Origin of the sequence: Holtiella tumoricola, assembly GCF_027857615.1 — a bacterium.
GTDB classification, from domain to species: Bacteria; Bacillota; Clostridia; order Lachnospirales; family Cellulosilyticaceae; genus Holtiella; species Holtiella tumoricola.
Genome location: NZ_JAQIFT010000016.1, coordinates 36394 through 50523 on the forward strand (window position 1 = coordinate 36394; position 14130 = coordinate 50523).

Below are 14130 nucleotides of genomic sequence, written 5' to 3' on the forward strand. Positions count from 1 at the left end.
CTTTATTTCCATATATGCATGTAATTACTTTTATCTACACCTGCATCTTCAAAAGTACCCATACCTAATAATGTATATTTAGCCATTTCTATAAGATTAAATAAAATTGGACATCCGCTTCCTTCTCCTAGACGCATCTCTAAGTTTAAATGTGGCTCAAGTCCAATCTCCATTAATAATTTCTGCATACCCACTTCTTTTGAGAGGTGAGATGCTACCATGTAATCTTTAACTGTTGGACATAGTTTATAAGCAACTAATGCTGCCGCTGCTGCAATAAAACCATCAATTACCACTACTTTCTTTCCATGAGCTGCTGCTAGATAGACTCCAACAAGGCCTGCTAGATCATATCCACCTACTTTGGCTAAAACATCAATGGGATCATTAGGATCTGGTTGATTCACTTGAAATGCCTTTTTAATTGCATTGATTTTACTATTAAATACTTGATCCTTAGCCCCTGAACCTTTACCTGTCACTTCTTCTACATCTAACTTTAAAAGAGCGGCTGTAATAGCTGCAGATGTTGTTGTATTACCAATACCCATTTCACCTGTTCCAAAAATCTCATAGCCATTCTCTATTAATTTATTTGTCTCTTCAATACCTACTTCAATCGCTTCCATCGCTTGTTCATAAGTCATTGCAGACTGAATACTCATATCTTGAGTTCCATAAGCTATTTTACGATTATGAATCAAAGGATGCTTAAAGTCTGCTTTAACACCTATATCAACGATATGTATATCTGAACCTGCAAACTGGCTAAGCTTATTCACACCTGTTATACCTCTTGTAAAGTTATAGGTTACAGTGGCTGTCACTTCTTGGGGACAACTACTTACGCCTTGGTCGCATACACCGTTATCACTGCACATAATCACTGTTGCACACGGTTTTGTTTTTATATCCATTGTGCCCTGCACACCTGCTAACTGAATCATTAACTGCTCTAATTTCCCTAAAGAGCCTACAGGTTTAGTCAGCCCATCCAGATAAGTTTCCATTTGTTTTGCCACTTCAAGGTTTAAAGGTTCAATATCTGCTATAAATTGTTTAAGTTCCTCTTGTCTCATCCAATCATCCCCTTACTTATAATCATCAAATAGGTTAATATAACCCATTCCGCTAGTTGATGTGTTGCACCTAAACAGTCTCCATTCAAACCATTTAACTTCTTACTAAATTTATGATTTAAAATAAACACTGTTACACCAACGATTAAAAGACCTAATATCATTTCCATTCCTGATACAAGACTTATGCCTACACCACAAAAAACTAGAAGATTAAATCCCAGTCCTATTTTACTAATGTTTTGAATCCATAAAGAACCCATTCCCTTTGAGACATTACGTCCTATAGAACAGATTAAACAAACTGCCATTTTTGCACTTACAGGTACCCATATCATTAAATAAGGATCTTCTCTTAAAAGGTAAAATCCAATAAGATGATACATAAAATCAATAAGTAGTGCTAATACACCAAATGTACCCACTCTACTATCTTTCATAATTTCTAGCGTTCTTGCTGCATCTCGATTGGCTCCAAATCCATCAAATACATCACTTACACCATCTAAATGAATACCACCTGTTATCCAAATACCACCTATTGTAGCTAAAAGTGCACCCAGTAAGGGATCTACTAAACTTCCTACTCCAAATAGTATCCAAGTAAAAATACCCACAATGAGCCCTATAAAAGTAAAAAAGCACATGGCTCCTTTAAAATCACTCGGTTCTGCCGGCATTGCTGCTTTGGTAATAGGAATACGTGTTAAAAATTGCATAGCTAGTACCCATTGTTTTAACTTCTTCATCTGCTTCAACTCTTTCTTTTATATCCAAAAATGTATTAATAACTATCTCTTGATAAATCTAAGTACCAAAAATCATGTTCATAGTTTGTTGTAACAACCATTCCTGTATGTACCTTAAACTTCCAAAACATATCTAAGTTTTCACCAAACATATAACAAAGGGCCATACGAATCGTTCCTGCATGACATACAACAACTGCATCTTCACCAGCTTCTTCTAGCTCTTTAATAAAACTTACAACCCTTTCATATTGCATCATGGCACTTTCACCTTCTGGAATCACATAGTTTTTCCAGTCATTGTCCCATGCATCCCGCTCAGCCAGATATCTTCTGCCAATCTGTCTATAAGTAAGTCCTTCAAAAATACCCATATTTCTTTCTAATAGCCTTGCATCTACTTTAAAATAGACATTAGCAAAAAGCAACCCTGCTGTTTCAATAGCTCTAGCTGCGGGACTTGAATAGACATTGATACATTCATTAAAACTTGTTTGAATGGCTTTTACTTCTTTTACACCTTCTTGTGTAAGCCTTACATCTATTTTTCCATAATAACTATTCTTTTCATTTTCTTCTGTCTTACCATGACGAACCCAATATATTTTCATTTGTACCACTCCTAATATTTAAGTTGCTCTAACGCCTCAATAAGAAGTTGATTTTGTTCATGTGATTTTATACCTATGCGATAGTGTAAGTCTGTAAGTCCTGCATAGTTTCCACAATGACGTATTAAAATACCTTTTTCCATAAGCATTTCTTTTAACCCTTTAATAGGTGATTTAAATAATATATAATCTGCTGCTGAAGGATAACAATAAAAACCTAATCGTGTGAGATGTTCTTGTATATAATCATACTCTCTACGAATAAGTGCTTTTGTTTCTTTAGCATATTCATCATCATTTAGTGCCACTATACCTGCTAGTTGGGCAATCCCTGAAACAGACCACGGTTGAGCAGCTTGTTGTACTGCCTTTTTCAGTTCTAAATCTGAGAAGCATCCATAACCTAACCTAAGACCAGCCATGGCATAAAATTTTGTAAAAGCCTTTAAAATGACAAGACATTTATAGTTTCCAAGTTCAGCAAGTAAACTATATTTTTCAGGTGTTTCTACAAAATCCATAAAGCATTCATCCACAATGAGTTTAATGTTAAACGTTTCACATTTTTCTAATACCTTAATTAAAAAAGTTCTAGAAGTTAATTGTCCTGTAGGATTATTAGGATTACATAGCCACATCATATCCAAATCTGGCGTAAGCATTTCTAGAAAATCTTCTTGTATATTAAAGTTATTATTTTCTTTTAAATTGTATGCTACAACTTCACACCCTACTTGTTCCATTGCTAAGGCATATTCTGCAAAGGTAGGTGCTAAAATAAGTGCACGCTTTGGCTTACAGACATACACTAAGCGGAAGATTAAATCCGCAGCTCCATTTCCACAGAGAATACTTTCCTTTAGCAAACCATAATGGTCGCTTATTGCCTCAGTTAACTTCCTACATAATGGATCTGGATATTGAACTGCTAAATCAAGATTCTGTGCCAGGGCAGTACGAACACTTGGCGCTAATCCCAAAGGATTAATGTTTACTGAAAAGTCGATAATTTTTTTGTCGTCACATCCAAGTTTTTCGGCGAGAGAAAATACATCGCCACCGTGTATTAAATGCATAGTTACTCCTTCTATCTCATGACTATAGCTCTTATTGCTATAAATACTAATAAACCTAGTATACACGTTGCATACATTAATTGATTTGTTCTTTTAATATCTTCTGTTTCTACTGGGCGAATAGAGTCGCCTATAGTTGGTTTTTCACATTTCTTACCAAAATAATAAGCATCTCCTGCTAGTTGGATTTCTAATGCCCCTGCACATGCTGCTTCTGTATGAGCACTATTGGGACTCTTATGATTATAACGGTCGCGCTTATAGATTTTATAGGCCCCCTTTATACTCATACCACATAATCCACTTGCTAAAATCATTAAGTAAGCACTTATTCTTGCTGGAATATAATTGGCTACGTCATCTAACTTGGCTCCAAAAGTACCAAAATATTGGTATTTATCATTTTTGTATCCAATCATCGAGTCTAATGTATTGATTGCTTTGTATAGATACGCAAGAGGTACCCCACCTATTACTAAATAAAAAAGTGGTCCTATAATACCATCCGATGTATTTTCTGCTACGGTCTCGATGGCTGCTTTTGCTACACCTTGTTCATCTAAACTTGCTGTATCTCTTCCAACAATCATGCTTACTGCATATCTAGCACCTTCTAAATCATGTTTTTTAAGTGCTATATAAACTTTCATGCTTTCATCTTTTAGACTTTTTGTTGCAAGCACTTGGTAACCCATAATCACTTGCAAAATAAATCCTACAACAGGATGTATCCAATAAGCTAGAGTAATTACTGTCAAACTTACAAAAAAGGTGATACCTACCACGGCGATTACAAGTATCGTTCCGCCGATGCGTTCACCTTTTTTCGTCTGTGGTATCCATGATCGAATCCATTTTTCACCTTTTGTAATCAGTGTACCTATTGCACGAACTGGATGTGGAAAATGATAAGGATCTCCTAATAGAAGATCCAAAATAAAAGCACATACTGTAATTAAAATAATTGATTTCATATCCTTCGTCCATTCTTTTTGTCATTTATAATCTATTCGTATAGTGTTTGTTTCTATTACCAAAAACTATTCCCCTTTAGATAAAAAGAATAAAGCTTAGAAGTTCCATATAGTTATCTGTCGTATATGAAACAGTAAACTCATCAATCTGTCTAGCATTTGGATAGAAAGAATATTTGTAAGCATCTTCATGCTTATTAAAAACAACTTTTAAATTAAATACATCTGGTATAGACAAATTGCTTGTCCAACCTACTGTTTTAAGCTCTGATAAACTTTGCTTAACAGTCTTTTGTATACGCTCTTTTGCAAGTTCTGGATGAATACTCACCATACCTCCACCAAAGCCTTCTTGTACCGCAACACTCTTTATAGTTGAGTCAAACTCTGCTACACTACGCACAAGTCCCCCATCTCCTGTTACCGTAATAATCGGTACACTAAGTAAATAAGCTACATAAGCATAAAGTGTAAATTCACTGGCTGGCTTATCATTTAAATACATTCCTCTTACCTTACTTGGATAAAGTGTGTGAGCAAGTGGTGATGTATTAGCTAATCCATGACTATGATAGCCTATAAAAATAATACCGTCAAAGGTGTCGTCTAATCCTTCCACCATATTATAAGGGTGGTTGCTCCAGCCAGTCATAAGCTTTGCATTTTTAGGTAATTGCTCTTGTATAAGATTATACCCATTTCCATGTGCATCCTTAATAACAAACTCTACTGCCCCTGCTGCCATTGCCCCCTTACAAGCTGCTACCACTTCTCCTGTCATACGCTCTCTTGCTTCATATGGCGCAGTGTCATCTGCTTGTTGCCAATTTGAAATCCCTGTTACCCCTTCAATATCTGCAGTTATAAATATACGCATAGCTAACCTCCCTACAAGTTTAATATTTTATTCTAGTATACCAAAACTTGTATATTATTTCTATTATCTGTTATGTTTTTCCTAAAAAAGTAGTATACTAAAAAAGTAAAATTCAAAAAACAGACAGAAAGGGTTATATTATGTCCACAAAAACAATTTCAACTCGTGACCAAGTGGCAGTAGAAAATACTTGGCGCTTAGAAGATATTTTTGAATCTGATCAAGATGTACAAGCTGCCATTGCCTCAAGTAAACAATCCTTAGGCATTTTTAAATCCTATCAAAATCAAGTAACTTCTAATGCAAATACTTTATTCGAAGTTCTTAAAAAATCTGACGATGTTTCTATGATCGTAGAAAAAATATATGTATACTGTCATATGCGTCTTCACCAAGATGGTGGCAACAGTTTCTATCAAGACCTTGCAAGCCAAAGTGAAAAGCTTATGGTTGATCTAGAAACAGCTACATCTTTTATTAGCCCAGAAATCAGTACTTTAACCGAAGCACAGCTAGAAGCTTTCCTTCAAGAAAATCCTGAGCTTACACTTTACAAACGTGTACTCCATGAAGTTTTACGTCAAAAAGAACATATCTTAGATGCTAAAACAGAAGATTTACTTTCTCAATTTGGAGAAATAACAACTGCACCAAGCAATACTTTTGCTATGTTTAACAATGCTGACTTAAAACTTCCTACTATTCAAAATGAAGACGGAGAAGATGTTCGTATCACTCATGGTAACTATATCAGCCTCCTTGAAAGCCATAACCGTAGTGTACGTGAATCTGCTTTTACAGGCATGTATACTTCATATAGTAACTTTAAAAATACCCTTGCTACAAACTTTGCTGCAAGTGTAACAGGTTATAGTTTAGTTTCACGTATTCGCAACTTTAGAACACCTATTGCCTGTGCATTAAACGCAAACAATATTCCTACTGAAGTTTATGATAATCTGATTACTACAGTAGATCACCATCTTAACCTTATGCATGATTATGTAGCTCTTAGAAAAGATATTATGGGTGTTGATACTTTACACATGTATGATATCTTCGTACCTCTTGTAAATGACTTCAAAAAGGAAATCTCTTTTGATGAAGCATGTAGCATTATTCTTGAAGCTTTAAAACCTTTAGGTGAAGACTATGTGGCACAAGTTAAAGAAGCATTTGATAGCCGTTGGGTAGATAAATATGAAAATGAAGGCAAACGTAGTGGGGCTTACTCATGGGGTTGTTTCGCAGCACCACATCCATATGTGCTTATGAACTACTCTAACAATGTAGACAACCTCTTTACATTAGCACATGAAATGGGACATGCAATGCATAGTTACCTTTCATCACATACTCAGCCTTACCCATATGCTAACTACTGTATCTTTGTAGCAGAAGTTGCCTCTACTGTAAACGAAGCACTTCTTATGCAATATTTACTTAAAACAACAACAGATCCTGACTTCCATAAATACTTAGTAAACTACTTTATGGAACAATTCAGAGGCACACTCTTCCGTCAAACTATGTTTGCTGAATTCGAAAAATCAGTTTACACACTTCACTCAGAGGGTGCAACCCTTACTAGTCAAGTACTCTGTGATACTTACTACAACTTAGTTAAAAAATATCACGGTGATGCTATTTGCGTAGATGACCTTATTGCAATGGAATGGGCACGTATTCCTCACTTCTATACACCATTCTATGTATATCAATACGCTACTGGCTATTCAGCTGCCATTGCCCTTTCTGAAGGTATATTAAAAGAAGGCCCTGAAGCAGTTAAACGCTACAAAGCCTTCTTAAGTGGTGGTTCTAGCCAAGATCCTATTGATTTACTAAAAATGGCTGGTGTAGATATGAGTTCTCCAGCACCAATCGAATCTGCACTTAAAGTGTTTGAAGGTCTTATTGCAGAAATGAAAACGCTTTAATCTAGTCCACATCCCCATTTGATGAGGATATAAATACTAATTAAACTTATGACAAGCAGAATGTTCTGGATTACTCTAGACTTTCTGCTTTTTCTATTCCACATACTATAAACCAGCAAGACCACTGTAACCGGTAAAAGAGCATAGCTATTAAACCATAAAATAATTTCTTTATGCCTCCACCAGTCCATAAACTTCTCTTCTAAAATATTCATTCCAAAGAATCCTGTTACAAAAGTAGGAATAACTAGAGCTGTACCTATAATAGTTAAAAAATCCATCTTACCTTTTGATTGGGCCTGATCAATAAGGGCCGCATACTCATGCATCTCCTGCATTTCAAAATCTAATTCTTTAATTTCTTTTTCTATCATTAGCTGCCTTAAGAGTTCATTATAAATATAGCTACCTTGTACATCTACTGTCACTTCATTAAAATGCATCTGACTAATAAATTGTATATAAACTTCATATAAGTCTTCTATCGCTTGCACTAATTGTACTTTCGGTAATTCTGCAATACGTGCTATTTGATTTCCAAAATGAAGCAAGGAAGCCTTTTGTGCTAAAGCTAATAAGACTATATGATTATAAAGCTTTGTTTCTTTTGCACTTGATGTAATGCATACTAGCGAAAATCTACTCATTCCATAGACTACTTTAGGTAAATCTAAATAACTCTCTCCTTCTCTTAACTTCTCTCGTCTACTAAATAATATAAAGCTATTTAAAAAGCGCTTGGAGATTTCTTGATTTTTAATTTGTTTTAGAAACTCAGCGTTATTATAGACACATAATACAAACATACGATTTCCAAGTAATGGCTCAACAAAAATCTTATCTTGTTTTAAAAACTTGTATTCAAAAACGAAGTTATCTCCAAATAGTTGACGCATCATGGAAGTCATACATAGAGGCTTCTCTTTATAATCTTCTGAAAAGGTCTCAATAATTTTTTCTCTATCGTTTAACCTAACAACAATTTTTTCCGGAAATAGATCTTTATGAGCCGCTTGAAGAGGAAGCAAATAAGGGTAAACACTTTTACTCATACTATTTATAGCCATAATACCTTCTGGTGCCTTTACCTCATGATTTTCACAATGTAGAGTTAAAATACCTATTCCACTTTTATAAAGACGTAGCTCAATATTCTTTAACTTCAGAACATATTCCTTTTGCTCTACAGTCAGCGTTAAAGTACTTTTCTCATCTAGTCCCATCTTCTCATAAATACGCACTAACTTTTGATTACCTATTTGATAAAGCATCTGAATGGCAGGCTTATAGAAATATACATATTCATTATAAGTCGATTCATCTTCTATATAAAATGTACGTATTTTCCAAGACTCTAACCCGCTAAGTGATGGATGATCCATTTGTTTATGTTGTTTTAACGTTCCACGCCCATGTCTATTTTTGAGTTCCCATGCAAAGGGCATCATATAGACATGGGTACTGATTACACCTTTCGACATACCACTCACCTATTATTATCGTATTAATTAAATAAATTTAAATAAGCTCCATATCCCTCTTCTTTCATTTTATCACGTGATATAAATCTTAATGCAGCAGAATTAATACAGTATCTAAGCCCACCTGTTTCTCTTGGACCATCTTGAAAAACATGACCTAGATGGCTGTCGGCATAACTACTTCTTATTTCTATTCTATGCATACCATGGGATAAATCTTCTTTTTCATATACACTTATGGGTGCAATAGGTTTCGTAAATGCTGGCCATCCACATCCTGAATGGAATTTATCCTTAGAAGAAAAAAGTGGCTTCCCACTTACAATATCTACATAAATTCCCTCTTCATCATGTTCATAAAACGCATTACCATAAGGTGCCTCTGTACCATTTTCTTGAGTCACTTGATATTGAAGAGGTGTAAGCTTCTCCTTAAGCTCTTGTTCTTTATAAGGATTACGATGCCAATAAGTATCTAAAAAGTTTTTTCTCCCAGAACCCTTATAGTACCTATCATAATAAAATCGATTTTTCTTATAATAATCTTGATGATAATCTTCAGCTTTGTAAAATGCCATCGCTGCTACAATAGGCACCACAATAGGTTTTTCAAATAAACCTGATACTTCTAATTCATGTTTATAAGTCTCTGCTATAGCCTTTTGTGCTTCATCATGATAAAAAATAGCCGTATGGTACGTTTCACCTCTATCATTAAATTGCCCATCAGGATCTGTTGGATCAATACTCCTAAAGAAAATTTCCACCAACTCTCTATAGGGTAAAATGGCCTCATCATAAGTTATCTGTACAGCTTCTTGATGACCTGTATGATGTGCACATACTTCTTCATAACTTGGGTCTTCTACATGTCCTCCTGTATAGCCTACTTCTATTTTTATTACACCAGGATATTCATCAAAAGGTTTTACCATACACCAAAAGCATCCCCCTGCAAAGGTTGCTTGCTTGATAGAACTCATATGCTCACTTCCTTTTATAAACTTTTTTACATTAGTTTATCCTATAAGATTATGAGTATGCACATAATGGACTAGTTTTATTTTAAGCATGAAAAAAAGATACCTTCTTAAGGTATCTTTTTTGTACTACACATGTTGTATCACAGTCTGATGCTCTATATAACTTGGATAAGTAACATTTACAATTTCTAGCATCCATACCGCTGTATGGGATATTGCCTCATACAGATCTAAAAGGACACGATCATGCCTGTTTCTACATCTTGCTACTTCTTCCTTATAAAGCTCATTTTCTAGTTTAATATAACCTTCTACACCTTTTTCTTTGAGTATTTGCCATCTCTTGAAGATGTTTCGAACATCCATTTCATTACGTAATACTTTAGCTTCTTTATTCATATATACTTCATACTTCCTGTGTTCTCTTAGAGTCAGATGCTTAAAGTTATGAGCATAACAAAATGTATCACTAATATAGTGACTCATCATTCCTGCAGCATAGGACATTACAAACTCTGTTGCTTGTCTGCGATGCACAAAGTCTGTAAAGGATTTCCACTCTCTAGCTGCAATTTTTATATTATGCCCTTTAAATCTTCTATGAGGTGCTAAATCAGGCATACTCGCTCCAATTTTCAAGGCACGTTCATTAAAAGTAACTGGAATGTATTGTTTAATCAATTCATAAGCTTCTAATGCAATAACATAATGTGTTTTTATTTTCAATGGCTCTCCTCTTTCCTAGTCTTTGCTAGACTCTATGAATAGGTGTCATATCATGTCGTTTAGCAACTGTGATTTGAATATCTTTGCCAATTTCAATATTTTTAGCCTCTAAGGCATTCTTCGCACATAGGTATGCTAAATCAGGTATATTATTTTCATTACTTAAGTGACCAAGTATTGCCCATTGTAAGTTAGGATGATAAATATGAGTCAAAACCTTTGCTGCTAACTCATTGCAAAGATGTCCGTGGTCTCCTAAGATACGTTTCTTAAGATAATACGGATACCCCCCTACCTCTACCATATTAATATCATGATTGAATTCAAGTAAAATACCATCTGCATTATAGAAATGCTCTACAACACGTCTATCTACTTTACCCATATCAGTTGCAAGAACTATTTTTTTACCTTTATAAGTAAATACATAACCTACTGGATCTACAGAGTCATGATAAATACTATATGGCATTACCACAAGTTCTCCAAACATCAGCGGTACATCTTTTTCCATAATGATTTGGTTATGCTCTGCAACTTTGCCTAGCATATTCTCACTCAACATACGCTCCCAAGTTATAGCAGTCGCATAAATAGGTAAGTCATATTTACGGCTAATGATCCCAACACCCTTAATATGATCACTATGCTCATGGGTAATAAGAATCCCTTTAATCGTTGTTGGATCTACATTGATTGCTTCTAGTCCTTGTGTTACTTTTTTACCACTAATACCTATATCTATAAGAAGCCTTTCATCATCGGCTTGTAAGTATGTACAGTTTCCACTACTCCCACTTGCTATGGGACATAAACAAAAATCCATTTTAGTCCTCCACTCATGTCTTTTAATTTTCTTTCCTTAGTTTATCATATATACCCCTATTCGTATACATAGGATTAAGTGGTTTGTACAACTGTTACATCTTTAATCCATTTGCCACTATGAATGCGCCATAAGCTTGCAATCACTTTTAGCATCTCATCACATCTTAATATAAAGAAGACAATAATAATAGGTAGCTCCCATACAAAGGCTGCTAAAAAGCCAAACGGTATAGCTATAAGCCACATAAAAATGAGATCATTAATAAAGACAAATGTTGCATCGCCTCCACCTCTTAAGATACCTACCATTGTGTTCATAGCTAAAGATTTGAAAAATACAGTAACGGCTGTCACAATAACAATATCCATAGCTATAGCTTTTGTCACTTCTGTGACATTATACATTGCAATAATAAATGGACTTACTAAGTAAGTAATAACACCTGATATAAGTCCTAATACAATACTAAATAGAATAATCGTATTAGCATATTCACGAACCTTATCCTTATCACCTTGTCCAACTGTATTTCCTATAATCGCAGCACCTGCATTGCTTACACCTTGTATAAAGACAATAACTAGTTGGTTGATAATATTAGTGATACTATTTGCTGCCACTACATTGGTACCTAATCTTCCTACTACAACACCACTCATACTTACGCCTATAGACCATAGTAATTCATTAAATACAACAGGCATACAGTTTCTTAAGTAATGTCCAACTAATTGCTTATCTACCTTTAATAAATCTTTCCATTTAACTTGAAGCTTCTTCTCAAAATAGGCCATAAATATTAAGATAACCGCAAACTCTGTTATTCTTGCAATAACAGTACCAATCGCTGCTCCTCTTACACCTAAAGCCGGTGCACCTAGCTTCCCAAAAATAAATACCCAGTTAAAGAAAGTATTTACAACTAATGAAATCACATAAACAACCATTGCTATTTTTACAGTTTGCACAGAACGTAAAATCATAATCGTACAGTTTGTAACTGCATAGAATCCATATCCAATTGCCACAATACGTAAATATTGTGCACCACCTTCAATAACAGCTTGATCTGTTGTAAAAATACTCATGACTTGTTCTGGAAATACAACGGATATGATTACAAAAATAAATGTAAAAACTAGACATACACGATACATAATAGCTAATATTTTGTGTATGGACTTTACATCGTTCTTCCCCCAATATTGTGCAATCATTACATTTGAACCACCTGCTAAACCAAACATCAATAATGTGAAAACAAAAAATACGTTATTAGCAAGGGCTGTAGCAGATAGTGCAACTTCTCCAAGAGACCCTAACATCAGTGTATCCATCATACTAATCCCAAAGATAATTAAATTTTGTACACCTATTGGAAGTGCTGTCATTAGTAAAAGCTTATAAAATTGTTTTTCTCTAGTAATTCTCATTTTATCCCTCTCATATATTCTATCCTTATTTTGCCATTGTTAGTGTATCATATCTCCTTATATTCGTACATAGAGTCAAACCGTTTACAACCTCCTTCCTTTCTGATAAGCTAAAGCTTAATGAACTAAAGGAGTCTAACCATGTCAAAACTATATTATGAAAATCCTTATCAAAAGAACTTTACAGCCGAAATCCTTGAAATTGTTGAAAAAGATAATGCTTACCATATTGTTCTCGATCAAACTACTTTTTACCCTGAAGGTGGTGGACAACCTTCTGATACAGGAATGATTGAAGATTGTCCTGTATCCTATGTTTATGAAGATAATGATCGTATTTATCATGTTTCTTCTAAAAAGCCTATCAAAATTCATAAGGCTAAATGTCAAATTGATTGGCAACGTCGCTTTGACCATATGCAACATCATATGGCCCAACACCTTTTATCTGCTTGTCTTTTACAAGATTTCCAAGTTAAAACTTTAAGTTTCCATCTAGGAAGTGAGACATGTACATTAGATGTTGATCAAGTAATGACTAAAGACCAACTTGCCCAAGTAGAAGCACATGTCAATCAAGTCATTAGCGAAAATCTATCTATTACTACTTTCTTCCCAACTAAACAAGAACTTAAAAAGCTTCCATTCAAAACACCTCTTCCAAAGATCACTGGACCACTACGCCTTGTTCAGATTGAAGATCTAGATATAAGTGCTTGTTGTGGGACCCATCCACGTTCTACTTTAGAAGTTGGATTACTTAAACTCCTAAAGTCCGAGAAACATAAAGGTGGCTTAAGGCTTACCTTTGTAGCAGGTACACGTGCAATCCATACCTTACAACAAAATGATGCACTTCATATGGAACAACTTGAAACCCTCAAGAAAGAATGTACCCGCCTTCAAAATGAAACAAGGCACCTAAAAGATGTTATCTTAGACTATGAAGTACAAGATATGATTACACAAGCTGAAACTTTTAAAGATCTTCATCTTGTTCAACATATTTATGAAGATGTAGATCCAAAAGTCTTACAATCTACTGGTGCCAAACTTGTTAAAATACCAAATGTGGTTGCATTACTCGGCCTTAAATGTGACAAAACATCCCATCTATGCTTTATGTGTTCTTCTAATATTAAAAAAGTAAGTATGAATACACTTCTTAAAGATAGCATTACTTTACTCGATGGCCGTGGCGGCGGTACAGACTTCTCTGCTCAAGGGGGCGGTAAGTCTGCTAGCAACTTAGAATCTGCCCTTGAATATGCCATGATGAAACTCAAAAATAGCTTATAAGAAACTTACAAATTCTTAAATGACATTAAACGTTCTAAGAATCTATAAAGGGAGCTGTTGCACAATTAGCCGA

At 34.8% G+C, this 14130-nt stretch carries 13 protein-coding genes; 2 read left to right on the forward strand and 11 right to left on the reverse strand.

Annotation, left to right across the window (positions count from 1 at the left end; all coding sequences use genetic code 11):
- Nucleotides 1-2: 2 nt before the first annotated feature.
- The 6 genes from cobT to PBV87_RS03820 form a co-directional block, all read right to left on the reverse strand.
- Complete coding sequence (gene cobT, locus PBV87_RS03795; RefSeq protein ID WP_271011197.1) at nucleotides 3-1079, reverse strand: nicotinate-nucleotide--dimethylbenzimidazole phosphoribosyltransferase; 1077 nt, start codon at nucleotides 1077-1079, stop codon at nucleotides 3-5.
- Complete coding sequence (gene cobS / locus PBV87_RS03800; RefSeq protein WP_271011198.1) at nucleotides 1076-1828, reverse strand: adenosylcobinamide-GDP ribazoletransferase; 753 nt, start codon at nucleotides 1826-1828, stop codon at nucleotides 1076-1078. Before cobS ends, cobT begins: the two co-directional genes overlap by 4 nt.
- A gap of 35 nt (nucleotides 1829-1863) precedes the next feature.
- On the reverse strand, nucleotides 1864-2439 hold the full coding sequence (locus PBV87_RS03805) for a histidine phosphatase family protein (RefSeq protein ID WP_271011199.1): 576 nt from the start codon (nucleotides 2437-2439) through the stop codon (nucleotides 1864-1866).
- Between the two features lie 11 nt (nucleotides 2440-2450).
- On the reverse strand, nucleotides 2451-3515 hold the full coding sequence (gene cobD / locus PBV87_RS03810; protein WP_271011200.1) for a threonine-phosphate decarboxylase CobD: 1065 nt from the start codon (nucleotides 3513-3515) through the stop codon (nucleotides 2451-2453).
- Nucleotides 3516-3526: 11 nt separating this feature from the next.
- A complete protein-coding gene (cbiB, locus tag PBV87_RS03815) occupies nucleotides 3527-4489 on the reverse strand; it encodes an adenosylcobinamide-phosphate synthase CbiB (protein ID WP_271011201.1) in 963 nt (320 codons plus the stop codon).
- Nucleotides 4490-4565: 76 nt separating this feature from the next.
- Entirely contained in the window at nucleotides 4566-5366 is an 801-nt protein-coding gene (locus PBV87_RS03820) for a M55 family metallopeptidase (protein WP_053984183.1), read from the reverse strand.
- A 140-nt stretch (nucleotides 5367-5506) separates the two neighbouring features.
- Between PBV87_RS03820 and pepF the strand changes: the two genes are divergently transcribed.
- Nucleotides 5507-7306, forward strand: a complete 1800-nt coding sequence (gene pepF / locus PBV87_RS03825; RefSeq protein WP_271011202.1) for an oligoendopeptidase F — start codon at nucleotides 5507-5509, stop codon at nucleotides 7304-7306.
- Here pepF and PBV87_RS03830 read toward each other — a convergent pair.
- From PBV87_RS03830 to PBV87_RS03850, 5 genes are all read right to left on the reverse strand, one after another.
- Complete coding sequence (locus PBV87_RS03830; RefSeq protein WP_271011203.1) at nucleotides 7303-8787, reverse strand: magnesium transporter CorA family protein; 1485 nt, start codon at nucleotides 8785-8787, stop codon at nucleotides 7303-7305. The two genes, pepF and PBV87_RS03830, sit on opposite strands and share 4 nt — an antisense overlap.
- 23 nt (nucleotides 8788-8810) lie before the next feature.
- Nucleotides 8811-9770: a peptide-methionine (R)-S-oxide reductase MsrB gene (gene msrB, locus PBV87_RS03835; RefSeq protein ID WP_271011204.1), complete on the reverse strand. Its 960-nt coding sequence runs from the start codon at nucleotides 9768-9770 to the stop codon at nucleotides 8811-8813.
- A gap of 126 nt (nucleotides 9771-9896) precedes the next feature.
- Complete coding sequence (locus tag PBV87_RS03840) at nucleotides 9897-10496, reverse strand: zinc dependent phospholipase C family protein (RefSeq protein ID WP_271011205.1); 600 nt, start codon at nucleotides 10494-10496, stop codon at nucleotides 9897-9899.
- 25 nt (nucleotides 10497-10521) lie between these two features.
- Nucleotides 10522-11322: an MBL fold metallo-hydrolase gene (locus tag PBV87_RS03845; protein WP_053984188.1), complete on the reverse strand. Its 801-nt coding sequence runs from the start codon at nucleotides 11320-11322 to the stop codon at nucleotides 10522-10524.
- 74 nt (nucleotides 11323-11396) lie between these two features.
- The gene (locus PBV87_RS03850; RefSeq protein WP_053984189.1) at nucleotides 11397-12758 is read right to left on the reverse strand and encodes an MATE family efflux transporter; all 1362 of its coding nucleotides are present in this window, start codon (nucleotides 12756-12758) and stop codon (nucleotides 11397-11399) included.
- 141 nt (nucleotides 12759-12899) lie between these two features.
- Between PBV87_RS03850 and PBV87_RS03855 the strand changes: the two genes are divergently transcribed.
- Nucleotides 12900-14057: an alanyl-tRNA editing protein gene (locus tag PBV87_RS03855; protein WP_271011206.1), complete on the forward strand. Its 1158-nt coding sequence runs from the start codon at nucleotides 12900-12902 to the stop codon at nucleotides 14055-14057.
- The last annotated feature ends 73 nt before the right edge of the window (nucleotides 14058-14130 follow it).